This is a genomic window from Rhizobium sp. CFBP 13644 (assembly GCF_014842165.1).
GTDB lineage: Bacteria > Pseudomonadota > Alphaproteobacteria > Rhizobiales > Rhizobiaceae > Agrobacterium > Agrobacterium tumefaciens_C.
Genome location: NZ_JACYVF010000001.1, coordinates 356,098 through 377,509, shown reverse-complemented (window position 1 = coordinate 377,509; position 21,412 = coordinate 356,098). Strand labels below are relative to the sequence as shown.

At 57.4% G+C, this 21,412-nt stretch carries 24 protein-coding genes; 14 read left to right on the top strand and 10 right to left on the bottom strand.

The window, feature by feature from the left end:
• The first annotated feature begins 17 nt into the window (after positions 1–17).
• From IFT53_RS01830 to IFT53_RS01790, 10 genes are all read left to right on the top strand, one after another.
• Positions 18–971 (top strand): heme o synthase, encoded by a 954-nt coding sequence (locus IFT53_RS01830; protein ID WP_192063552.1) that lies wholly within the window; start codon positions 18–20, stop codon positions 969–971.
• A complete protein-coding gene (locus IFT53_RS23925) occupies positions 971–1,102 on the top strand; it encodes a hypothetical protein (protein WP_274604068.1) in 132 nt (43 codons plus the stop codon). The genes IFT53_RS01830 and IFT53_RS23925 overlap by 1 nt, the downstream gene beginning before the upstream one ends.
• Before the next feature lie 27 nt (positions 1,103–1,129).
• Complete coding sequence (locus IFT53_RS01825; protein WP_192063553.1) at positions 1,130–1,732, top strand: cytochrome c oxidase assembly protein; 603 nt, start codon at positions 1,130–1,132, stop codon at positions 1,730–1,732.
• 104 nt (positions 1,733–1,836) lie between these two features.
• Positions 1,837–2,712, top strand: coding sequence for a cytochrome c oxidase subunit 3 (locus IFT53_RS01820; protein ID WP_192063554.1), 876 nt, complete (start codon positions 1,837–1,839; stop codon positions 2,710–2,712).
• Positions 2,713–2,796: 84 nt separating this feature from the next.
• Complete coding sequence (locus IFT53_RS01815) at positions 2,797–3,183, top strand: DUF983 domain-containing protein (RefSeq protein ID WP_192063555.1); 387 nt, start codon at positions 2,797–2,799, stop codon at positions 3,181–3,183.
• The gene (locus tag IFT53_RS01810; protein ID WP_192063856.1) at positions 3,176–3,928 is read left to right on the top strand and encodes an SURF1 family protein; all 753 of its coding nucleotides are present in this window, start codon (positions 3,176–3,178) and stop codon (positions 3,926–3,928) included. Before IFT53_RS01815 ends, IFT53_RS01810 begins: the two co-directional genes overlap by 8 nt.
• Positions 3,929–3,953: 25 nt before the next feature.
• Positions 3,954–5,000, top strand: a complete 1,047-nt coding sequence (gene ispH / locus IFT53_RS01805) for a 4-hydroxy-3-methylbut-2-enyl diphosphate reductase (RefSeq protein WP_042618176.1) — start codon at positions 3,954–3,956, stop codon at positions 4,998–5,000.
• Between the two features lie 39 nt (positions 5,001–5,039).
• Positions 5,040–6,008, top strand: a complete 969-nt coding sequence (locus IFT53_RS01800) for a homoserine kinase (protein WP_192063556.1) — start codon at positions 5,040–5,042, stop codon at positions 6,006–6,008.
• A complete protein-coding gene (gene rnhA / locus IFT53_RS01795; protein WP_042618178.1) occupies positions 6,005–6,445 on the top strand; it encodes a ribonuclease HI in 441 nt (146 codons plus the stop codon). Before IFT53_RS01800 ends, rnhA begins: the two co-directional genes overlap by 4 nt.
• A gap of 120 nt (positions 6,446–6,565) precedes the next feature.
• Positions 6,566–6,874, top strand: coding sequence for a Dabb family protein (locus IFT53_RS01790; protein ID WP_192063557.1), 309 nt, complete (start codon positions 6,566–6,568; stop codon positions 6,872–6,874).
• A 53-nt stretch (positions 6,875–6,927) separates the two neighbouring features.
• Here the strand turns inward: IFT53_RS01790 and IFT53_RS01785 are convergent, their stop codons facing one another.
• From IFT53_RS01785 to IFT53_RS01765, 5 genes are all read right to left on the bottom strand, one after another.
• The gene (locus IFT53_RS01785; protein ID WP_192063558.1) at positions 6,928–7,827 is read right to left on the bottom strand and encodes a metal ABC transporter solute-binding protein, Zn/Mn family; all 900 of its coding nucleotides are present in this window, start codon (positions 7,825–7,827) and stop codon (positions 6,928–6,930) included.
• Positions 7,828–7,844: 17 nt separating this feature from the next.
• Positions 7,845–8,717, bottom strand: coding sequence for a metal ABC transporter permease (locus IFT53_RS01780; protein ID WP_192063559.1), 873 nt, complete (start codon positions 8,715–8,717; stop codon positions 7,845–7,847).
• Positions 8,714–9,457, bottom strand: a complete 744-nt coding sequence (locus IFT53_RS01775) for a metal ABC transporter ATP-binding protein (RefSeq protein WP_192063560.1) — start codon at positions 9,455–9,457, stop codon at positions 8,714–8,716. The genes IFT53_RS01780 and IFT53_RS01775 overlap by 4 nt, the downstream gene beginning before the upstream one ends.
• Before the next feature lie 350 nt (positions 9,458–9,807).
• Positions 9,808–10,293 (bottom strand): peroxiredoxin, encoded by a 486-nt coding sequence (locus IFT53_RS01770; RefSeq protein ID WP_192063561.1) that lies wholly within the window; start codon positions 10,291–10,293, stop codon positions 9,808–9,810.
• 79 nt (positions 10,294–10,372) lie between these two features.
• Positions 10,373–11,221, bottom strand: coding sequence for a protein-disulfide reductase DsbD domain-containing protein (locus tag IFT53_RS01765; RefSeq protein WP_192063562.1), 849 nt, complete (start codon positions 11,219–11,221; stop codon positions 10,373–10,375).
• 135 nt (positions 11,222–11,356) lie between these two features.
• On the opposite strand from IFT53_RS01765, the gene IFT53_RS01760 reads away from it, so the two are divergent.
• The 3 genes from IFT53_RS01760 (at position 11,357) to IFT53_RS01750 (ending at position 13,512) form a co-directional block, all read left to right on the top strand.
• Positions 11,357–11,959 carry a YqgE/AlgH family protein gene (locus IFT53_RS01760; protein ID WP_244656204.1) on the top strand — a complete coding sequence of 201 codons (603 nt, stop codon included), beginning with the start codon at positions 11,357–11,359 and terminating at the stop codon, positions 11,957–11,959.
• 82 nt (positions 11,960–12,041) lie between these two features.
• Positions 12,042–12,233: a CsbD family protein gene (locus tag IFT53_RS01755; protein WP_042618185.1), complete on the top strand. Its 192-nt coding sequence runs from the start codon at positions 12,042–12,044 to the stop codon at positions 12,231–12,233.
• 145 nt (positions 12,234–12,378) lie between these two features.
• On the top strand, positions 12,379–13,512 hold the full coding sequence (locus IFT53_RS01750; protein ID WP_192063563.1) for a zinc-binding metallopeptidase family protein: 1,134 nt from the start codon (positions 12,379–12,381) through the stop codon (positions 13,510–13,512).
• On the opposite strand, the gene IFT53_RS01745 is transcribed toward IFT53_RS01750, so the two are convergent.
• Genes IFT53_RS01745 through thrC form a run of 4 tightly spaced genes read right to left on the bottom strand, consistent with a single transcriptional unit; the run spans position 13,491 to position 19,763 of the window.
• Positions 13,491–16,406: an EAL domain-containing protein gene (locus tag IFT53_RS01745; RefSeq protein ID WP_446737643.1), complete on the bottom strand. Its 2,916-nt coding sequence runs from the start codon at positions 16,404–16,406 to the stop codon at positions 13,491–13,493. The genes IFT53_RS01750 and IFT53_RS01745 overlap by 22 nt on opposite strands.
• 4 nt (positions 16,407–16,410) lie before the next feature.
• Positions 16,411–17,001 carry a GNAT family N-acetyltransferase gene (locus IFT53_RS01740; protein ID WP_192063564.1) on the bottom strand — a complete coding sequence of 197 codons (591 nt, stop codon included), beginning with the start codon at positions 16,999–17,001 and terminating at the stop codon, positions 16,411–16,413.
• 49 nt (positions 17,002–17,050) lie between these two features.
• Positions 17,051–18,346, bottom strand: coding sequence for a M16 family metallopeptidase (locus IFT53_RS01735; RefSeq protein ID WP_042618434.1), 1,296 nt, complete (start codon positions 18,344–18,346; stop codon positions 17,051–17,053).
• A gap of 16 nt (positions 18,347–18,362) precedes the next feature.
• Positions 18,363–19,763 (bottom strand): threonine synthase, encoded by a 1,401-nt coding sequence (gene thrC, locus IFT53_RS01730; protein WP_192063565.1) that lies wholly within the window; start codon positions 19,761–19,763, stop codon positions 18,363–18,365.
• Positions 19,764–19,992: 229 nt separating this feature from the next.
• Between thrC and IFT53_RS01725 the strand changes: the two genes are divergently transcribed.
• The gene (locus IFT53_RS01725) at positions 19,993–20,544 is read left to right on the top strand and encodes a PilZ domain-containing protein (RefSeq protein ID WP_192063566.1); all 552 of its coding nucleotides are present in this window, start codon (positions 19,993–19,995) and stop codon (positions 20,542–20,544) included.
• An 84-nt stretch (positions 20,545–20,628) separates the two neighbouring features.
• On the opposite strand, the gene IFT53_RS01720 is transcribed toward IFT53_RS01725, so the two are convergent.
• Positions 20,629–21,318: an HAD family hydrolase gene (locus tag IFT53_RS01720; RefSeq protein ID WP_192063567.1), complete on the bottom strand. Its 690-nt coding sequence runs from the start codon at positions 21,316–21,318 to the stop codon at positions 20,629–20,631.
• Positions 21,319–21,412: the final 94 nt, after the last annotated feature.

Below are 21,412 nucleotides of genomic sequence, written 5' to 3'. Positions count from 1 at the left end.
CTATGAAAGCAGGAAATATGACCGTTATCGACAACAGCGATACGCTGGATATGGATGGCCTCAGGCTGTCTGAAGCGGGTGCGCGCGATTTCTTTGAACTGTTGAAGCCCCGCGTCATGTCGCTGGTGGTCTTCACCGGTTTCGCGGGTCTCGTGCTCGCACCAGGCAGCATCAATCCGGTGCTGGCCGTTATCGCCATTCTCTGTATCGCAGTGGGTGCTGGCGCGTCCGGCGCGCTGAACATGTGGTATGACGCCGATATCGATGCCGTGATGACGCGTACCGCCAAGCGACCTATTCCATCGGGCCGGATTGAGCCGCGTGAAGCGCTGGCTTTCGGCATGATCCTGTCGGTTTTTTCCGTGGCCATCCTCGGTCTTGCGGTCAACTGGTTTGCTGCTGGACTTCTGGCATTCACGATCTTCTTCTACGCTGTCGTCTATACGATGTGGCTGAAGCGCTCGACACCGCAGAACATTGTTATCGGCGGTGCGTCGGGAGCATTTCCCCCAATGATTGGTTGGGCCTGCGTCACCGGTGGCGTTTCTCTCGACAGCACGATCCTGTTCATGATCATCTTCCTTTGGACGCCTGCGCATTTCTGGGCACTGGCTCTTTTCAAGATGCGGGATTATGGCTCCGTTGGTATCCCCATGATGCCGAATGTGGCGGGTGAACGTTCGACCAAAAACCAGATGATCGCCTATTCGCTCCTGACAGCAGTTGCTGCAGTTGCGCCCTATTTCACCGGGCTTGCAGGCACGGGTTATGGCATATTCGCCGCTGTCCTCAGCGCGGTCTTCATCTGGTGTTCCATCTCGGTCCGGCGCATGGCTGATGGCGATGCGCGCATGGTTCAGGCCAAGAAGATGTTCGCCTATTCGGTGTTCTACCTGTTTGCGATTTTCTCCGGCCTTCTGGCCGATCATCTGGTGCCATCGTTTCTGACGTTGGTGGGAGGAGCCGCCTGATGGAAACAATTAAGCTCAATGAGGCACAGAAAAAGTCGAGACGCGGACGCAACATCGCACTCGGAATTGTTCTGGCCGCTCTCGTGGTTCTCTTCTACATCATCACCATCATAAAAATCGGCGATTTTTGACCGCTGAGCGGCAGGAGGGGGAGGCACATGGCAGTGAGTGACACACGCGCGGCGAAGACGAGCAATGCCTCGATCCTTGTTCTGTGCCTGATTTTCGTCTGCTGCATGGTCGGCATGGCCTATGCATCGGTGCCGCTCTACCGCCTTTTCTGTCAGGTCACTGGCTATAACGGCACCACCCAGCGCGTCGAGCAATATTCGGATGTCATCCTCGACAAGAAGATGAAGGTTACGTTCGACTCCAATACGTCGAATGGCTTGAACTGGGATTTTCACCCTGTCGACAAGATGGTTGAGCCAAAGATTGGCGAGACTGTGCAGGTCATGTTCAGGGCAACCAACCGTTCGGCTGTCGCAACCACCGGGTCGGCAGTGTTCAACGTCACGCCAATGGAAGCCGGAGCCTATTTCAACAAGGTGCAGTGCTTCTGTTTCACCGAGACAACACTTCAGCCCGGTGAAACGTTGGAGATGCCAGTGGTATTCTTCATAGACCCTGAGATCGTCAGCGCTCGGGAAACGAGAAACGTTCATACATTGACGTTGTCCTACACATTCTATCCGTCCAAGACGGAAAAACCAGTTGCGTCCTTGCCGGTAAAGGCTGAACGTGACGAGGCGAAACTTTGAGAGAGGGAGGCGCGACCGGTTTGGGTCGTGCTGCATGGGTAGCCTTCGTTGAGACGGCTGCTTAATCGAGTGAGACTAGGGAAGAGCCTGCGGGGATCGATCACATGGCAGACACACATCAGAAGAACCACGACTACCATATCATAGACCCCAGCCCATGGCCGCTTCTGGCCTCGATCGGCGCTTTTGTGCTGACCTTTGGTGGCGTCTGTTACATGCGCTATCTTTCTGGCGGCTCCATGAAGATGTTCGGCATGGAATGGGCAAACCCCTGGCTGTTCTATATCGGCCTCGCAATCGTGCTTTACACCATGTACGCCTGGTGGGCCGATACGGTAAAGGAAGGCAATGAAGGCCACCATACCCGCGTCGTCTCGCTGCACCTGCGCTATGGCATGATCATGTTTATCGCGTCCGAAGTCATGTTCTTCGTGGCATGGTTCTGGGCCTATTTCGACGCCAGCCTTTACCCTCACGAGGCCATTCAGGCTGCTCGTGTCGAATACACCGGTGGGCAGTGGCCGCCCAAGGGCATCGAGGTTCTCGATCCATGGCATCTGCCGCTCTACAACACCGTCATTCTGCTTCTATCCGGCACCTGCGTAACCTGGGCGCACCACGCGCTGCTGCACAATGATCGCAAGGGCCTCATCAGCGGACTGGCACTGACAGTTGCACTGGGAGCGTTCTTCTCCTTCGTGCAGGTCTATGAGTACATGGAAGCACCGTTCGACTTCAAAAACTCGATCTACGGCGCGACGTTCTTCATGTCGACAGGCTTCCATGGCTTCCACGTCTTCATCGGCACGGTCTTCCTGATGGTCTGCCTCATTCGCGCCATCGCTGGCGGCTTCACGCCCAAGCAGCATTTCGGCTTCGAGGCGGCTGCCTGGTACTGGCATTTTGTTGACGTGGTCTGGCTGTTCCTGTTTTTCGCCATCTATGTCTGGGGTGGCTGGGGCGCACCGCTCGCCCACTGAGATGACATAAGAAGTTGATCAAAGGGCGGCGCGTGCCGCCCTTTGTTTTTGTGTGAGACGGACAATCATGTCGAGGAGGATATGATGACCCAAGACGACGAGCCGCAATACCCACCGGTCGACCCGGTGAAGGCTGGCCTGCAGAGCTGCTGCCCGCGCTGCGGCATGGGCGGGCTGTTTGCAGGCTTTATCAAACTGAAACCGAAATGCAGCGCCTGTGGCCTGGATTACGGGTTTGCCGATGCTGGTGAGGGGCCCGCTGTCCTCGTCATGCTGGTCGTCGGCTTCCTGATCATCGGGCTAGCGCTCTGGTTCGATGCCAGCTTTGCGCCGCCGGTGTGGCTGCATGCCTTGATCTGGATACCCACGGCCATCATTCTGTCCCTTGTTCTTTTGAAGAAGATGAAAGGCGTGATGATCGCGCTGCAATATCGCTATAAAGCCAGTGAAGGCCAGATTGACAGTGACTGACAAAAACCTTCTCCAAGCCAGTCACCGTCGTCTGTGGTTTGCAGCACCGCTGGTACTTCTGGCGCTCGTCCTTTTGCTTGCGCTGGGCACATGGCAAGTCAAGCGCATGTATTGGAAGGAAGGCTTGCTTGCCGATATTCAGCAGCGCACCCAGGCGCCACCCGTGCCGCTTGCCGACATCGAAAAGCTGGCAGCATCTGGCGGTGATATAGAATACCGAACAGTGCAACTGTCCGGCACGTTCGATCACACCAAGGAACAACATTTCTTCGCGACCTTCCAGGGCCAGACGGGCTATTACATCTATACGCCGCTGAAGCTCGCCGATGATCGCACAATCTTCGTCAATCGCGGCTTTGTGCCCTACGATATGAAGGAGCCTGCGACGCGCAAGGAGGGCGAGGTTGCCGGCAACGTCAGTATTGAAGGACTTGCGCGAGCGCGGCTGGGCTCAAAGCCCTCCAGCCTGCTGCCGGATAATGATCTGGCCAAGAATATCTACTACTGGAAAGACCTGACAGCGATGACGAGCCGTGCGGGCCTAGAGCCGGCACAAGTCCTGCCATTTTTTGTGGATGCCAATGCCGCAGCCAATCCCGGCGGCTGGCCAAAGGGCGGCGTGACGTTGATCGATCTGCCAAATAATCACCTTCAATATGTGATTACGTGGTACGGATTGGCGCTCGCCCTTGTCATTGTTGTCGGTTTTGCCTATGTCCGGGGCTTGAGAAAATCGGGTGGATAATAAGCGGGAGGCTTAAGGAGAAGGAATGAATATCGCCGTTTCCAAACCGCCTCTGACGATCAGGCTCTGCGGCCCACGCGGCTTTTGCGCGGGCGTTGATCGCGCCATTCAGATCGTTGTTCTGGCATTGAAGGCTTATGGTGCGCCAGTTTATGTCCGCCATGAAATCGTCCATAACCGCTATGTGGTGGAAGGGCTTGAAGCCAAGGGCGCGATTTTTGTCGAGGAACTGCACGAGATTCCTGCCGAACATCGCCAGCAGCCGGTGGTCTTTTCCGCCCATGGCGTGCCGAAATCCGTGCCGGCGGATGCGCAGGCCAGAAACCTGTTTTATCTGGATGCGACATGTCCCTTGGTGTCCAAGGTCCACAAGCAGGCCATGCGCCACCAGCGCCTTGGCCGCCACGTCATCCTGATCGGCCACGCCGGTCATCCTGAAGTCATCGGCACCATGGGCCAACTGCCTGAAGGCACTGTGTCTCTGGTCGAAACCATCGAGGATGCCGCACGCTACGAGCCTGAAGACACGCAAAACCTGGGCTTCGTCACGCAGACCACACTGTCTGTTGACGATACGGCTGGGGTCATTGCCAAGCTTCAGGAGCGTTTTCCGGCGATGCAGGCCCCTGCGGCAGACAGCATTTGCTACGCGACCACCAACCGGCAGGATGCGGTAAAACAGGCCGCACCCGGTTGCGATCTTTTCATCGTCGTTGGCGCGCCCAACTCGTCCAATTCCAAGCGTCTGGTTGAAGTGGCCCTTCGCGCTGGCGCCAAACGCTCAGTTCTGGTTCAGCGTGCTGCTGAAATCGATTGGGATGAGATCGGGCCTGTCGAAACAGTTGGGCTATCTGCGGGCGCATCTGCGCCTGAGGTGATCGTGGATGAGATTATCCAGGCCTTCAAGGCACGCTACGATACCACGCTTGATCTGGCCGTAACCGTTGAGGAAACAGAGCATTTTCTGGTCAATAAGGAATTGCGCGAAATCGAGCTGACAACACAGGATATGGCCTTCGTCAATGGCACCGCCAGCGATGCGTTGCCACCAAAGCCAGCATCGCAGCCTTGATAAGCCAACAATCCATTTTTACGCATAAGAGATCACAAATTGGCAGTCTATACGGATATCAGCGAAGACGATCTGAAGAAGTTCCTGACGGAATATGATGTCGGTGAGCTGACGTCCTATAAGGGCATTGCCGAGGGTGTTGAAAACACCAATTTCCTGTTGCACACCACGCAAGACCCGCTGATCCTGACGCTCTATGAGAAGCGTGTCGAAAAGGCGGATCTGCCGTTTTTCCTCGGCCTGAAGCAGCATCTCTTTGAAAAGGGGCTGTCCTGCCCCCTGCCATTGCCGCGCCATGACGGGGAATTGCTGGGTGAACTCTCCGGTCGTCCCGCCGCGCTCATCTCGTTTCTGGAAGGCATGTGGCTTCGCAAGCCTGAAGCCCGCCATTGCCGTGAAGTGGGCAAGGCACTGGCTGCCATGCATCTGGCGGGCGAGGGCTTTGAGCTGAAGCGGCCCAATGCGCTGTCTGTCGAAGGGTGGAAAGTTCTCTGGGAGAAATCTGAGGCCCGTGCCGATGAGGTCGAGCCCGGCCTGCAGCAGGAAATCCGCACGGATCTTGATTTTCTGGCGGCCCATTGGCCGCAGGATCTGCCAGATGGCGTTATCCATGCCGATCTCTTTCAGGACAATGTCTTTTTCCTGGGCGACGATCTCTCAGGGCTGATCGATTTCTACTTCGCCTGCAATGATATTCTGGCCTATGACGTCTCGATCTGCCTCAATGCCTGGTGCTTTGAGAAGGATGGTGCCTATAACGTCACCAAGGGCAAGGCGCTGCTGGAAGGCTACCAGTCCGTGCGGCCCATGAGCGAGGCGGAACTTACCGCACTGCCATTGCTGGCGCGGGGTTCAGCGCTGCGGTTTTTCCTGACGCGCCTCTATGACTGGCTGACGACGCCGGAAGGCGCGCTCGTGGTCAAGAAGGATCCGCTGGAATATCTGCAAAAGTTGCGCTTCCACCGCACCATTTCCAATGTCGGCGAATATGGTCTGGTTACGCAATGAAGCATGTTGAGATTTACACGGATGGTGCCTGTTCCGGCAATCCCGGCCCAGGCGGCTGGGGGGCGGTTCTGCGTTATGGTGAGACGGAGAAGGAGCTCTGTGGCGGCGAGGCGGAAACGACCAACAACCGCATGGAACTGATGGCCGCCATCTCCTCGCTGAACGCATTGAAATCACCGTGCGAGGTCGATCTCTATACGGACAGCGCCTATGTGAAGGATGGTATTACAAAGTGGATTTTCGGCTGGAAGAAAAAGGGCTGGAAAACTGCGGATAACAAGCCGGTCAAGAATGTGGAGCTTTGGCAGGCGCTGGAGCTTGCGCGCGAACGCCACAAGGTCACGCTTCACTGGGTCAAAGGCCATGCCGGGCACCCTGAAAATGAACGGGCCGACGAGCTTGCCAGAAGAGGCATGGAGCCGTTCAAACGCCGCTAGCCGAGAAGCGCACGCGTGCTCGAACCCCACTGCGTTTCGCACCCACACGCATTCGCACTTGCGCATTGCGCGTGCTCACCTATCTTTCTGCTAAAATACTAAACAGGCGAGGGACATTCCATGATCATGCACTGCGTATTCATACGCTTCAAATCGGCGACAGCAACGGCTGAAAAGCAGGGCATCTATGAGGCGATCACAGCGCTGAAGGATGTTATCCCCGGCATCACGGATGTGAAATGCGGCCAGAATGTATCTTCAGAGGGCCTCAATGGCGGCTTCATGGATGGCTTCATTGTCACGCTTGATAGCATCGAGGCGCGCGACAAGTATCTGGCCCATCCCCAACATATTGATGTTGGCCAGCGATTGATGGGTCTTGTGGACGGCGGCGCAGCTGGCCTGCTCGTCTTCGATATGGCGACCTGACAGATATCGAAAGGGCGCAGACCCACGGGATCTGCGCCTTTCTTCATGGGTGTTCAGCTGGATTTGTTGATGGCTGCCGCCAACTGCTCGACATTGTAGCGGAACATCTTCTCATAGGTTGGGGCAGGGCCATTGGCTTTGGACAAGGCCTCTACGTAAAGCTCGCCGCCCGGCTTCGCACCCGTGGCCTTGGCCACCTGCTTCACCAGGCGCGGATCGTTCGAGTTTTCAAAGAAATAGGTTTTGACGTTCTCTGATTTGATCTGCTCGATCAGCTTGGCAACGCTGCCAGCTGACGCCTCAGTTTCGGTGGAAACACCCAGTGGCGACAGGAACGTGACCTTGTAGTCGCGCCCGAAGTAGCCAAAAGCATCATGGCTGGTTAGCACCTTGCGGCGATCTGCCGGAATGGTGTCGAATTTCGAGTGGGCGAATGCATCAAGGCCATCCAGCGTTTTCAGATAGGTATCGGCATTGTCCTTGAAGGCGGCAGCGTCCGCAGGATCTGCCGCTGCCAATGCCGTTTCGATATTCTTCACCCAAACCTTCACGTTGAGGGGGCTGTTCCACACATGCGGATCGGTTACGGTCTTGCCGTCCTCTTCCATGCTGCGGGTCACAATACCCTGTGAAACCGTAACCGGAGTGCTCTTGTAGCCGGAGGCGGAGATCAGCCGGTCCATCCATCCTTCAAGGCCAAGACCGCTGACGAAAACGACATCCGCCGCTTTCAGGTGTTTGGCATCTGATGGCGATGGCTCGAATTCATGCGGGTCACCGTCTGGTTTCACGAGGCTGGTCACGGTCACATGCGTGCCGCCCACCTGTTTGACTATATCTGCCAGCACCGTAAATGACGCGACGGCCTTCAACTCGGCGGCAGAAACAGGAGCGCAGAACGCTAGGAAAGCGGGAAGCGCGGCGGCAGTCATGAGAAGTTTGCGGGACAACATGGGGTAGTCTCCTGGGGTTAGCCCTTCAGATGAGGGCGGGTGAAATAGCGCCCGGCAAGCCCCGCCGGTGCGGTCAAGATCGATAGGCCGTATAGGCAGGTCGCAGCCATGATGATGGTTGGGCCAGAGGCCAGCTCGAAATGGTAGGAAATGACGAGGCCGAGATAGCCGGAAATGGCGGCACTCAAGGCAGCGATAACCAGCATGGTCGGCAGGTTGCGGGTCCATAGTTGCGCGGTGGCTGCGGGCAGCATCATCAGCCCCACTGCCATCAGCGTGCCGAGAGCCTGAAAGCTCGCCACCAGATTGATGACGACGAGCACCAGAAACACGACGTGATAAAGAGGGCCACGGCCGCCGACGGCTCTGAGAAAGCCGGGGTCAAAGCATTCGGTCACCAATGGGCGGTAGATGATGGCAAGGACGACCAGTGTCAGCGAGGTGATCGCTCCGATCTGGTAGAGCGCGGGCGCATCGATTGCCAGAATCGTGCCGAACAGAACATGCAAGAGATCGACATTGGAGCCATGCAACGAAACGATCAGCACGCCTAGCGCCAGCGAGGCGAGATAGAAGCTCGCGAAACTGGCATCCTCCTGCAACGGCGTGATGCGGCTGACGATGCCCGATAAAAGCGCGACGGAAAGGCCGGCAACCAGCCCGCCGACGCCCATCGCGGTCAGCGACAGGGAACCAGCGATGAGGTAGCCGATGGCGGCACCCGGCAGAATGGCGTGGCTGAGCGCGTCACCCATCAGGCTCATGCGGCGCAGCATCAGAAAAACGCCAATGGGGCTTGCACCCGCCGCCAGGCAAAAGCACGCGACCAGCGCGCGGCGCATGAAGCCGTAATCCTGAAACGGAGCGAGAAAGATGTCATAGGCCGTCATTGTACAGCCTCACAAATATCGCTGTTGTCATCCCATCGTTCGGCCATGGTGCGGGCACGCAGGAGATTGTTGTGCGACATGACCTCCTCTGTAGGCCCCCAGCCAATCAATTCGCGCGCAATCAGCAATGTGTGGGGAAAATGCGCGCGCACCTGCTCGAAATCATGCAAGACGGCAATCACCGTTCTGCCCTCGCCATGCCAGCGCGTAACGATTTCAAGAAGGTCGCGGGTCGTGCGTGCATCGATGGCAGTAAAGGGTTCGTCCAGAAGAATAACCCGCGCATCCTGCATCAGCAGCCGAGCAAACAGGACTCGCTGAAACTGACCGGCAGACAACGCGCCGATAGACCGCGCCTCAAAGCCGGAAAGTCCAACTGTCGCCAGCGCTTCTCGGGCCTGTTTTTCGACGGCTCTGCCGATGCTGCCGAAGGCGCCTGCGGTTTTCCACGTGCCAAGCGTGACGGTCTCTAGAACGGAGATTGGAAAACGCCGGTTTATCTCGGCCGCCTGCGGCAGATAGCCAAAATCGGCACGGGTCAAGCTGTGGGCAATGCGACCCTCAGCGGCCCTCAGATCACCGATCATGGCTTTCAGCAGCGTCGATTTGCCCGCGCCATTCGGGCCAGCAATGGCCGTGAGGCTGCCGTCCAGAAACTGGCCGGAAACGTGGTGCACCGCTGGATGGCGGTCATAGGCCACTGTCAAATTATCGAGTGTGAGCACCGCAGCCCTGCTCATGACAGCAATGCCGCCCAGCGGATGGCAAGCCAGAGAGGAGCAATGAGGGCAGACACAAGGAGAAGGCGGGTAGCGACGGATTGTCTTAGCAATCGGTGGAGGGAGAAGTGATGCAGCATTTTATGCTCACAATAATGTTATATAGTAACTGTAATGATATAACAAATGCGGCGGAAAAATGTCCTGATTTTTAACGGTGGTGAGACGTTTGAAATGGGGTGCGGTAGGCAGCGACTTGGACTGCTCGACGGTGGCGCGGCACGCGCCTGATCGCGAAGATGCGAGGCGGGGAAGAGACTGCGCTCAAAGCATCCCCAGCGCGAGGCCGGGGATGAGTATGCAAGAAGCTATTAAAGCTGTTCGATCATCGTCGCGGCGGAAGAAACCGTGGCCTGGCCTGGATTTTCTTCGATGTTCAGGGACTTCACCACGCCGTCTTCAACGAGCATGGAGTAACGCTTGGAGCGTACGCCGAGCGCGCCTGCGGACAAGTCGATATCAAGGCCGAGTGCCTTGGTGAAGGATGCGTCCCAATCAGCCAGGAAGTGGATTTTGCCCTGTCCGCCAGACGATTGTGCCCATGCACCCATGACATGCCAGTCATTGACGGACACAACGGCAATATCATCCACGCCACGGGCGAGGATGGCATCACGGTTTTCGAGATAGCCGGGCAGGTGGTTGAGCGAGCAAGTGGGTGTGAACGCGCCGGGAACGGCAAAAACGACAACCTTCTTGCCACTGAAAAGGGCGTCGGTGGTGGTTTCAACCGGGCCGTCGGCCGCCTTTTCCTTGAATGTCGCAGAGGGGAGTTTGTCGCCGATTTTGATGGTCATAATATCGCTCCTGTGGCAATGATCCGGCGCGACTATAGTCGATGAATTGACAAAGTCTCCATCGATTTTTGGGTTGTCCTCACGGAGGAAAATCCAGTGGCGCTTCCATGACCTGATCACCGGATTTGACCAGGATCGTCCACTGCTGGCCCTTCGGATTATAGGACTTTGGCAGCCCTTTGATGTTCATGTAGAAAGCCAGCTTGCGCTTGTCGCGCACCATGTTCTGCGGCTCGAAATAGGCGTAGCCAGATGGACCTGCCACGAATATTTCCGTCTCTTTCGGTGCACCTTCCGGCAGGCGCAACTCCACGCCCAGCAGGGTCTTGTCCGGCGTGATGTGGAAACTCTGGACCTTGAAGTCGTCTGTCGCGGGCATTGGCAAGCTTGTCTTGGCCTCCGCAACAGCCTCGGTTTCTTCCTCGGTTGCGGTCTCGCCCTTGCCCATGTCGATGTCAAAACTGGCCTCGAATGGAATACAGATATTCAGACAGACGCCGATAAAAGCCGTGAGGCGAACCTGTCCGCTATCCACGCCCGCTTGGGATTGCAGCTCGAAAGGCAGGGACACAGGCGCATCGTAGCCGATATCCTCGATCTCTTCGTTCTTGATGAGCTTCGGCACTGGAAAGGACAGTGATGTGAGGCGCGCCTTGCTCGTATCACCGAGCGTTATCTTGGGCGGGATGCCCGATTCCCCCGGTTCGCGCCAGTAGGTAATCCAGCCCGGCTTGAGCTCGATCTGCAATGCCGCCTGAATGCGGCCATCGGCATCGGCGGGCAGGCTGACGACCCGCATGCGTCCACCTTCGCTTTGCTGCCACTCCGTAATATCGGCTTTTGCGGTGGCTGGCTGCAATGCCAGTGCAAGCGTGAGAGCAAATAGCGGCAGTGATGCGCGGGCGAAGAGGGAGAGCTTGGCGTTCATGCGTCCGGTCTAACCCAACATCTCCGCAGTGGAAAGTTACGATTTTACGCAGGTTATCATTTTCGGTTGATTGATCCGCGTCTATGCAGCATCTTTGTGGGCACGCCAGCGCATCTCGCACAGGAGGCTACCGCGATGTTTGCCACCCTGATGAACAAGGATGAAACCGGCTTTCTGGAAGGCCATTTTCTCATCGCAATGCCGGGGCTGGAAGGCGGTGTTTTCGAGCGTTCGGTGGTTTATATCTGCGCGCATTCCAGCGCAGGCGCCATGGGCTTCATCATCAACCGCCCTCAACAGATCACCTTCACCGATGTGCTGCTGCATCTCAACATGCTGAGCCAGACTGATACCATCATGCTGCCCGACCAGACGCGGCAGTTCCCCGTCTTGTGCGGCGGACCTGTTGAAGCGGGGCGGGGCTTCGTTCTGCATTCGGATGACTATAGCGGTGATTCCAGCATTCCCGTCAGCGAGGATATTTCCTTGACCTCAACGCTGGATATCGTCCGAGCCATCAGCAGCGGCGAAGGTCCGAAGAAGGCGACCTTGCTTTTGGGATATGCAGGGTGGGGGCCGGGCCAATTGGAAAACGAAATCTCCAGCAATGGCTGGCTGAACTGCCCGGCCTCCGAGGACTTGATCTTTGATCGCTCCCTCAACAACAAATATGAGCGGGCGCTGGGCCTGATGGGCGTTGATCCGCGTATGTTATCCGCTGAAGCCGGTCACGCCTGAGTGCGGGAACAAAATTGTGATCCCAACGTTTTTACCTGCGCAGCCAGCTGAATGTCTGGCTTAGAATTTAGGGAGAAACATTATGGGTAGCACATCCGATAAAATCTCTGGCACGGCCAACGAAGTTGCAGGCAAGGTCAAGCAGGGCCTGGGCAAGGCAACCGGCAACGACCAATTGCGCGCCGAAGGTGCTGCGCAGGAAACCAAGGGCAAAATCCAGTCCACCATTGGAAAAGCGAAGGACGCCGTCAAAGGCGCGATTGACCGGGCTTAATTTACCAGCATTTCAACCCTAGCGTTGAACACTTTATCAATGAGCGCATGTGTTTTCAAAGCACGTGCGCTTTTTCATCGCCAGCGTCTCATCACTCAAAGCGGCTCGGCCCTTAGCCCAAAGCCGTCGTTTCCAGGAGCGACCTATGCGCCTATTTTCCTGCGCTGCGTGCGGACAGCCCGTTCATTTCGACAACCGCTCATGCGTCAGATGCGGCCATCGGCTGGTGTTCGTCCCGCAGACACTGTCCATGGAAGCAATCGAGCCCGCCGGTGAGCCGAACTGGTCGCTCGTTGCCAATCCCGAGAAACAGATCCGTTTTTGCGCCAATGAAGTCAACGATATCTGCAACTGGTCGGTACCCTCTGACAGCAACAGCAACTTCTGCCCGGCTTGCAGCCATAATCGACTGGTGCCGGACGCCACCACCGAAGACGGTATCGAACAGTGGCGCAGGCTGAGCCAGGCGCAGCGCCATCTGTTCTATTCGCTGCTGCGGCTGAAGCTGCCGCACCCGAACCGCGATGTGCATCCCAATGGCCTCGTCTTTGACTTTCTGGTGGACGAAGTTGCGCCTGACGGCTCGATCATCCCCGCCATGACTGGCCATGATGAAGGGCTGATTGCCATTCGCGCGGCGGAATCGGATGATGCGACGCGCGAGCAGATTCGCAGCAACATGAACGAGCCCTACAGAACCATGCTCGGACATTTCCGCCATGAGGTCGGCCACTTCATATGGAATATGCTCGTGCGCGATGCCCACCGGCTGGAAGCCTGCCGCGAGGTGTTTGGGGATGAACGTGCAGATTATGGCGAGGCGCTGAAGCGCAATTACGAGCAGGGTCCACCACCCGGCTGGCAGCAGAATTTCATCAGCGCCTATGCCGCCGTCCATCCATGGGAAGATTTTGCGGAGTGCTTCGCGCACTATCTGCACATCGTCGATACGCTTGAGACGGCACACGCCTACGGTATCGCCATCGAGCCCGAGGGACATGAAGCGCTGGAAACCGAGGTTGCTTTCGACCCCTACAGTGCAAGAAGTGCCAAGCAGCTGGTCACGGCCTGGATACCGCTAACACTTGCGCTAAATTCGATGCAGCGCAGCATGGGTCTACCAGACCTCTACCCGTTCGTGCTGACGCAGGCTGTTGAAACCAAGCTCGAATTCATGCACCAGCTGTTGCACGAGAGAATACCGGTCGGTCAGCCAGAACTGGCTGATGACGGGTTTCAGCCGATGCAGCAGCAGGATCAGGCTCTCTTGACCACCTGAAAGCGCTCCCGAAGCAGCTTCAGCGCTGCGTCGGGCGTATCTGGCGTGCCGAACAGGAAGCTCTGCCCGTAGTGACAATTCATGCGGGCGAGTTCCGCGGCATCCTCTGGCGTCTCGATGCCTTCGGCAACAACCTGCATTTCAAGTGCGCGCGCCATGGCAATGATGGAGCGAAGCAGCACGTTGCGCTTGTCGCTGGTATTGGCCACCAGCGCCTTGTCCAGCTTGATCGTGTCAAACGGGAAGCGCGTGAGATAGGCCAGCGATGAATAGCCGGTGCCGAAATCGTCAAGAGCGAGGCTGAGGCCCGTCTCCTTGAGTTTTGCCAGCACAAGCCGCGCCTGTTCCGGGTTTTCCATAACGATGGATTCGGTCAGTTCAAGCTTGAGCTGTTTCGGGTTGCAACGGGTTCGCTGCAACATGCTGCGAACGTCGTTGTAAAGCTCGTTGTTCAGGAGCTGGGCGCTGGAAATGTTGACCGAAATGAAGATCGGCAACTTGTCGATTGCGTGCTGCCAGTCCATCAGATCAGTCGCGGCACGTTCCAACGCAAACATTCCCAGAGGCTCGATCAGGCCCGAAGCTTCGGCAATTGGAATGAATTCGCTCGGTGGAATGGAGCCGCGCTTGGGGTGTTCCCAGCGCATCAAGGCTTCGAAACCTGCCAGATCGCCGTTGTCGAGCTTGATGATCGGCTGATAGGCCAGCGACAACTCCTTGCGCTCGATGGCGCGGCGAAGATCGCTCTCCATTTGCAGCCGGTCGGTGCCGGAGGTGCGGAACGCAGGCCGGAAAGGCTCGACGCGATTTCCACCGGCGCGCTTGGCCCGGTACATGGCAAGCTCGGCATCGCTGAGCAGACCCGCAGCACTTTCCTGCTGGTCGATCCATGAAACGAGGCCGATGGAGGCGGTCAGGACGATTTCGCGATTGGCGAAATTGATCGGCACCATGATGGCCTTGTTCACGGCTTCGGCAAAATCCGCCACGCGCTGTGGATCGCGCTCCGACACAAGGATCAGGCCAAACTCATCGCCGGAAAGACGCGCGAGCGTATCCTGTGGCTTCAGCAAACGGCGCAGACGGCGCGTGAGCGCGATGAGAATATTGTCGCCCGCAGCGATGCCCAGCGTGTCGTTGACCAGCTTGTAGCGGTCGATATCGATAGCCATAACCGTCGGGCGAACCGTCTCGCCTTCGGGCGCAAGGTTCAGCACGGATTGCAGCCGGTCAAGGAAGACCTGGCGGTTCGGCAGGCCGGTCAGATTGTCGCTCAACGCATCCTGCAGCAGGCGCTCGATGGAGTTCTTCTGCTCGGTAATGTCGGTGATCGTGCCAACGCAGCGAATGATTTCGCCGTTTGAGCCCAGCACGGGCCGCGCACGAATTTGCAGCCAGTGGAAATGGCCATCCTCGGCACGAATGCGGAATTCGTGGTTGAGGCGACCCTTGCGGTGGTCCAGTAACACATCCAGCGTTGCCTTGAAGCGGTCGCGATCGTCAGGATGCAGGCGCGGCAGCCAGTTGCGGGCAGCCCCGTGCATGGTGCCGTGGGCGAGCCCGAGCTTGATCGAAACGTCAGGCGTGGTGACAATGCGGTCGCGGGTTACGTCCCAGTCCCAGACCGTGTCGCCACTACCCGTTAGCGCCAGAGATTGACGCTCCAGATCGGAAAACAGTCCCTGCTGATAGGCGCTGCCGGCAAAGGCATGCTGGATGACCGTAAAGCCGATCAGCAGCACGATCAGAACCAGACCGCCGCCAAGGGCTGGCTGCACGATGTCGTTGTCCAACTGCCCGGTTACCGTCAGCCAGCTTCCAAACAGCCAAACAAGAATAAGCGCCCAGGATGGCACGAGCAGAATGGCCCGGTCATAGCGGTTGAAGCCGAGATAGATGATCAGCACCAATCCCGCCGTCGCCGTCAGCGCAAAGGACAGGCGCGCAATGCCTGACGCAATCGAGGGGTCATAGATCGCCACGCCAAACAACGCGCCCAGCCCGATGATCCACGCGAAGGTCGCATAGCCCAGATGGGCATGCCATCGGTTCAGGTTGAGATAGGTGAACAGGAAGACCACGAAACTGGAGGCCAGTGCCACTTCCGCACCCGCGCGCCATATTCGCTCGTCGCTGGAGGTCACCGAAATCAGCTTTTCGAGGAAGCCGAAATCCACGCAGATATAGGCCAGAACCGCCCAGGAAAGTGCCGCTGATGCGGGCAGAACCGAGGTGCCCTTGACCACGAAGAGAATGGTGAGAAGAACCGCGAGCAGACCGGCAATGCCGAGCACGATGCCACGATAAAGCGTGAACGCATTGATCGTGTCCTTGTAGGCCTCCGGCTCCCACAGATAGATTTGCGGCAATTGCGGCGTGGACAGTTCAGCGACGAAGGTAATCACCGCGCCCGGGTTCAGCGTGATGCGAAACACGTCCGCGTCGGCGCTTGGCTGCCGGTCCAGCGCAAAGCCTTCACTGGGCGTGATGGCGATGATGCGCTGCGAACCAAGATCCGGCCAGAACAGCTTGGAATTGACCAGTCGAAAATGCGGTGCGACGATGACGCGCTCAAGCTGCTCTTCCGACACATTGGCAAGCGCAAACACCGCCCAATCACCCTGATGGGCAGGGGACGAGGCGCGAACTTCGATGCGACGGCGAATGCCATCGGGGCCGGGTGCGGTGGACACCTGAAAGGCTTCACCCTGATTGGCGTGGATATCGGTTGTCGCCGTCAGATCCAGCGCCGTATCGTCTCTGGAAATCTTCACCGGCTCGAAAGCATGCGCTTGAGCGGCGAACAGGATGCAGACAAGGGTCAGCAGGGGCGTAAAGCGCGCTGCGGTCACAAGACGTCTGACGAAGTGCGACGCAAGGCTCATATATCTCATCAATCTACTGCGTCCCGCCGGGATTTTGCTTGTCGGTGATGAGGGAGAACATGAGGTGGTCCCGCCATTCGCCGTTTATTTTCAGATATTCCCGCAAGAGACCTTCTCGCTGAAATCCGGCATTTTCAAGCAGCCGTATGCTTTTGAAGTTCTCTGGAATACAGGCTGCCTCAATACGGTGCAACTGAAGTCCGTTGAAGATGTAGGGTATTACCAGCTTTAATGCGGCAGACATATGGCCTTGGGCGGCAAAGGCCTCACCCATCCAATAGCCAACCATACAGCTTTGGGCCGCACCGCGACGGATATAACCGATCGTTATGCCGCCCAGCAGCGTCTGTTGGCTGTTGAAAAGCAGCAGTGAAACGGCCAATCCGGACGAAAATTCCTGTGCATTGCGCGTTACCCGCACGCGGTACGAGCTTTCGGTCAGCTCGTCGCTTCGCCAGGTCGGCTCCCATGGCTGGAGAAACTGGCGGCTTTCCGAGCGCAGTCTGTACCACTGCCGGTAATCGGAATTACGCGGCAGCCTCAGCAGGTAGTCGGCATTGCGAAGTTCCGGCGCGTCGCTGTTGCGGGAAAGAAAACGCAGCATATAAGGTCAGACCTCATCCAATCGCCACGGTTCCTTAGCCCTTCGGGCGTTAGCCGTTTGCCATTTTGACGGACGGCGTCGCGGAAAGCTCTGCCGTGATATCCGAAAGCGGCAGCAGGTTTTCGAGCGGGCCGATGGCGGATAACGTCGGGACTGTATCGAAAAACAGTCGTCCCGCAAGATCGGTCAAGCGTGTCGTGGTGATATCACCCAGACGCTGCATCATCTCGTCATTGGGGATAGGGCGACCATAGAGCATCATCTGCCGCGCAACCTGTCCAGCGCGTGCGGCAGGGCTTTCCTGACCCATCAGCAACTGCGCGCGAATCTGTGCGCGGGCGCGGTCGATTTCTTCCTGATGAATGGCCTGAGACGACTTGCGCAACTCTTCGAGAATGACGGGCACCAGTTCCGGCAGGTCGTTGCTGCCGGTCGCGGCATGAATGCCGAAAATGCCGGTATCGGAAAAACCCCAGTGGAAGGCATAGACCGAATAGCACAGGCCGCGATATTCACGCACTTCCTGGAACAGGCGCGAAGACATGCCGCCGCCCAGAATGTTGGCCAGAATCTGCGAGCAGTAGAAATCGCGGGCGTGATAGGCCTTGCCTTCAAAGCCGAGAAGAACCTGCGCATCCATGAGGTCGCGCGTTTCGCGGATTTCCCCGCCGGTGTAGATGGCTTTTTCCATGACCGGCGTGGTCGCTGGCATTTGCGGCAGGCTGGCAAAGCGCTGCTCTACCTGCTTGACGAAACTGTCATGGTCCACGGCACCCGCAGCCACCACGAAGATGCGGTCAGTGGTGTAATTGCGGGACAGATAATTGCGGATCTGGCCGGTGGTAAAGGACTGAACCGTATCGGGCGTGCCGAGAATAGGGCGGCCAATGGTCTGGTCGCGAAAGGCAACGCCGGAAAAATTATCGAACAGCACATCGTCAGGCGTATCGGTCGCAGCGCCGATTTCCTGAAGAATGACGTTTTTCTCGCGTTCCAGCTCTGCCTCGTCAAAGGCCGATTCTGTCAGGATGTCGGCAAGGATATCGACGGCAAGGGGAACGTGATCTTTCAGAACGCGAGCGTAATAGGAGGTTGTTTCGGTCGATGTGGCGGCATTCACCTCACCGCCAACATTCTCGATTTCCTCGGCAATCTGGCGGGCTGTGCGCCGCGCCGTACCTTTGAAAGCCATGTGCTCGAGAAGATGGGCAATGCCATGCTCATCATCGGTCTCGTTACGGGATCCTGATTTGATCCACACCCCGAGCGCGACGCTTTCGAGATGCGGCATTTTCTCCGTAACAACCGTCAACCCGGACGAAAGCCGGGTTACATTTACACTCATATCACGTCTTTCCGCGTCACTGACCGCTGGCGCGAGCATGTTTGCCGATGTAGGTTTCAACGGCGTCCAGCTCAGCATCCAGAATGTCGAAACGCTCCTCCCGGTTCATCAAATCTGCCAACCATAGTGGAAGCGCGGGATCGATTGCGCAAGCGGATTTTACAGCGGCGGGAAATTTTGCTGGGTGCGCGGTGGAAAGCGTGACCATCGGAGTGCCTGATTTCTCATGCTTTTTCGCCACGAAAACAGCGGACGCCGTGTGCGGATCCAAAAGGTATCCGCTTTCGGCAAGCGTGTCCCTGATCGTGTCGGCAACCTGTTTTTCGGTGGCGCGACCGGCACGGAAATCCTTCTTGATGAACTTCATCGCCTTTTCGGAAATGTCGAAAGCACCAGATTGCTTGAGGCCGTCCATGGAGCGTTTGACAGCGCCGGAATCGCGACCATAGGCTTCAAACAGAAGACGCTCGAAGTTCGAGGAAATCTGGATGTCCATGGATGGCGATGTCGTGGCATGCACGCCTCGCATTTCGTAGCGACCGGTTTTCAGCGTGCGCGCCAGAATGTCGTTGTCATTGGTGGCAATCACCAGCTTGTCGATGGGGAGGCCCATCTGCTTGGCAACATAGCCCGCAAAAATATCACCGAAATTGCCTGTCGGCACGGTGAACGAGATTTTACGATCCGGCGCGCCCAGCGAAAGTGCTGCGGTGAAATAATAGACCACTTGCGCCATGATGCGTGCCCAGTTGATGGAGTTCACGCCCGATAGCTTGACGCTGTCACGGAACTTGCCATCGTTGAACATCTCTTTTACGAGGTTCTGGCAATCATCGAAATTGCCGTGGATGGCCATGGCGTGCACGTTGGATGCGGTTGAGCTGGTCATCTGGCGCTGCTGCACCGGCGATACCTTGCCATGCGGAAACAGAATGAAGATATCCGTGCGGTCGCGGCCTGCAAAGGCATCGATGGCCGCGCCGCCTGTGTCACCCGATGTGGCGCCGACGATGGTCGCGCGTTCGTTGCGCTGGGTCAGCGTGTAATCCATCAGGCGGGCAATGAGCTGCATCGCCACGTCCTTGAAGGCGAGCGTCGTGCCGTGGAAAAGCTCCAGAATGAAGGAGTTGGGGCCGGTCTGCACCAGAGGGGCGACGGCTGGATGCCGGAAGGTGGCGTAGGCATCGTCAATCATCGCGCGGAATGTATCGGCTGGAATTTCGCGGCCGGTAAAGCGGTAGAGCACTTCAAAGGCAATCTCCTGATAGGATTTGCCGCGCAGCCCACGAATTTCTTTCTTGGACATTGTCGGCCATTCGCGCGGGACATAAAGCCCACCGTCGCGTGCCAGACCCGCCAGAAGCGCGTCGGAAAAACCAAGCGATGGGGCGCTGCCCCTGGTCGATACATATTCCACGAGAGTATCCCTTATCGTCTGCCGCTCACCTGCTGAAGGCCTTGATTTGCCGCGTTTTAAAGCCAATTTGCGAAATTAGGCCAAATCCGAACACAACCAATCGATTTTTTCCAGCGCCGCTGCTATAGACCATCGCCGACAGGCATGAAAGGCCAATAAGTGGGTTCTCTGGTCCTGTCTCGGGATAGTTTTTGAAGGGTTGAACAGAGTGACAGGGAATATTTTGCGTTTGTCCGCCACCATATCGCTTCTGGCTGTGCTCGCCGGTTGCAACTCTTCCAATCCGTCGGAATCGCTGGCGGTGAATGCGCCCACGGCGCAGACGGTGGCGCCTGTCGTGCAGGCCAATTGCCCAACCATCACCATTCTCGATGGCAATGCGGTTCGCCGCATCTATGCGGGCGGCGCCAAGGATGATGCATCCAAGCTGGTCTATCAAGCCTCCCTGTCAGACACGACGCGCTCGTGCAGCATGAGCGATTCAACGCTGACGGTAAATGTTCTGGCCCAGGGTCGTCTCGTTCCCGGCCCGCTGTCCAAGCCCGGCCCGGTTTCCCTACCGATCCGCGTGACGGTGAAGGACGGCGATGGCGAAATCTACTCGCAGGTCACGAATTTCTCGGTTGATCTACCGGCTGGCGAGGCTGGCACGCAGTTCATCTTCAACAGCCCCAATGTCGCCATTCCCAATGGTCCGGGCGGCGCATCGCGCCAGACGAACGTCTTCATCTCGTTTGATACCGGGGCGTCTGCAAGCACGAAGAAGGGGCGCCGCGGATAAGGTGCCAACCGGCACCTTTCCGTCTAACGCTTCTATCCCGGCGATAGTGGCTCTACGCCACGTATACCAGGTTTGGGAGTGGCTTTACGCCACTCCGGCCCATTCAGACAGGGCTTCAATCGTCGCAGGCAGGTCCTGCATCCGGGCAATCACGGTTTCAGCGCCTGCATCCGTCAGCCGGTCTGCATGGCTCGGGTAGGTGTGGGAAGCGCCGGTAAAACCGATAACGCGCATGCCTGCCGCCCGCGCACCGGTAATGCCGTGCACGGAGTCCTCGATGACCACAACACGGTCTGGCGAAACGTTGAACTGTTTTGCACCATGCAGGAAGATATCAGGCTTCGGCTTGACGCGATCTGCGCCCAGATCCTTGGCCGAATAGATGTGGCCATCGAAATAGGGCTTGAGGCCAACCTTGGTCAGCATCATCTCCAGCCGCGCGCTGGATGAGTTGGAGCAGATGCAACGCGGTGTCGTCAGGCGCGACAGCGCAACCTTGACGCCTTCGATGATCTTCACGTCCCGTTCAAGACGCGCATCCAGAAGCTTCTCAGACCTTTCCAGCAGCGAAGCTGACAGCGGAATGCTGGCCTCACGCTCGATTTCGAGAAGAATATTCTTCCAGGTCATGCCCGAGAAACGTTCACCCATCTCCTCGGTGGAGATCGGGTAGCCCGCTTCGGTCAGCAGGTGTGATTCGACCTGGGCGGCGATAACTTCGGAATCGACGAGAACGCCGTCGCAGTCGAATATGATGAGGTCGAAGCCACTCATGGGCTCTCCTTAGCGATTGATGCGGGAAGATTTGGCCGCTTTTAGCCGATGTCGGCGTCAAGCTCAACCGAAACAGGCGAGACGCTCTTTCTCG

What these genes read in the sequence shown, in the direction of transcription:
- IFT53_RS01755 (WP_042618185.1), top strand. Translation starts at nt 12,042, where the DNA reads ATGGGTAGCACATCCGATAAAATCTCTGGCACGGCCAACGAAGTTGCA.
- IFT53_RS01790 (WP_192063557.1), top strand. Translation starts at nt 6,566, where the DNA reads ATGATCATGCACTGCGTATTCATACGCTTCAAATCGGCGACAGCAACG.
- IFT53_RS01770 (WP_192063561.1), bottom strand. Translation starts at nt 10,293, where the DNA reads ATGACCATCAAAATCGGCGACAAACTCCCCTCTGCGACATTCAAGGAA.
- IFT53_RS01740 (WP_192063564.1), bottom strand. Translation starts at nt 17,001, where the DNA reads ATGCTGCGTTTTCTTTCCCGCAACAGCGACGCGCCGGAACTTCGCAAT.
- IFT53_RS01735 (WP_042618434.1), bottom strand. Translation starts at nt 18,346, where the DNA reads ATGAGTGTAAATGTAACCCGGCTTTCGTCCGGGTTGACGGTTGTTACG.
- rnhA (WP_042618178.1), top strand. Translation starts at nt 6,005, where the DNA reads ATGAAGCATGTTGAGATTTACACGGATGGTGCCTGTTCCGGCAATCCC.
- IFT53_RS01785 (WP_192063558.1), bottom strand. Translation starts at nt 7,827, where the DNA reads ATGTTGTCCCGCAAACTTCTCATGACTGCCGCCGCGCTTCCCGCTTTC.
- IFT53_RS01825 (WP_192063553.1), top strand. Translation starts at nt 1,130, where the DNA reads ATGGCAGTGAGTGACACACGCGCGGCGAAGACGAGCAATGCCTCGATC.
- IFT53_RS01760 (WP_244656204.1), top strand. Translation starts at nt 11,357, where the DNA reads ATGTTTGCCACCCTGATGAACAAGGATGAAACCGGCTTTCTGGAAGGC.
- IFT53_RS01815 (WP_192063555.1), top strand. Translation starts at nt 2,797, where the DNA reads ATGACCCAAGACGACGAGCCGCAATACCCACCGGTCGACCCGGTGAAG.
- IFT53_RS01780 (WP_192063559.1), bottom strand. Translation starts at nt 8,717, where the DNA reads ATGACGGCCTATGACATCTTTCTCGCTCCGTTTCAGGATTACGGCTTC.
- ispH (WP_042618176.1), top strand. Translation starts at nt 3,954, where the DNA reads ATGAATATCGCCGTTTCCAAACCGCCTCTGACGATCAGGCTCTGCGGC.
- IFT53_RS01765 (WP_192063562.1), bottom strand. Translation starts at nt 11,221, where the DNA reads ATGAACGCCAAGCTCTCCCTCTTCGCCCGCGCATCACTGCCGCTATTT.
- IFT53_RS01750 (WP_192063563.1), top strand. Translation starts at nt 12,379, where the DNA reads ATGCGCCTATTTTCCTGCGCTGCGTGCGGACAGCCCGTTCATTTCGAC.
- IFT53_RS01745 (WP_446737643.1), bottom strand. Translation starts at nt 16,406, where the DNA reads ATGAGATATATGAGCCTTGCGTCGCACTTCGTCAGACGTCTTGTGACC.
- IFT53_RS23925 (WP_274604068.1), top strand. Translation starts at nt 971, where the DNA reads ATGGAAACAATTAAGCTCAATGAGGCACAGAAAAAGTCGAGACGCGGA.
- IFT53_RS01720 (WP_192063567.1), bottom strand. Translation starts at nt 21,318, where the DNA reads ATGAGTGGCTTCGACCTCATCATATTCGACTGCGACGGCGTTCTCGTC.
- IFT53_RS01820 (WP_192063554.1), top strand. Translation starts at nt 1,837, where the DNA reads ATGGCAGACACACATCAGAAGAACCACGACTACCATATCATAGACCCC.
- IFT53_RS01775 (WP_192063560.1), bottom strand. Translation starts at nt 9,457, where the DNA reads ATGAGCAGGGCTGCGGTGCTCACACTCGATAATTTGACAGTGGCCTAT.
- IFT53_RS01830 (WP_192063552.1), top strand. Translation starts at nt 18, where the DNA reads ATGACCGTTATCGACAACAGCGATACGCTGGATATGGATGGCCTCAGG.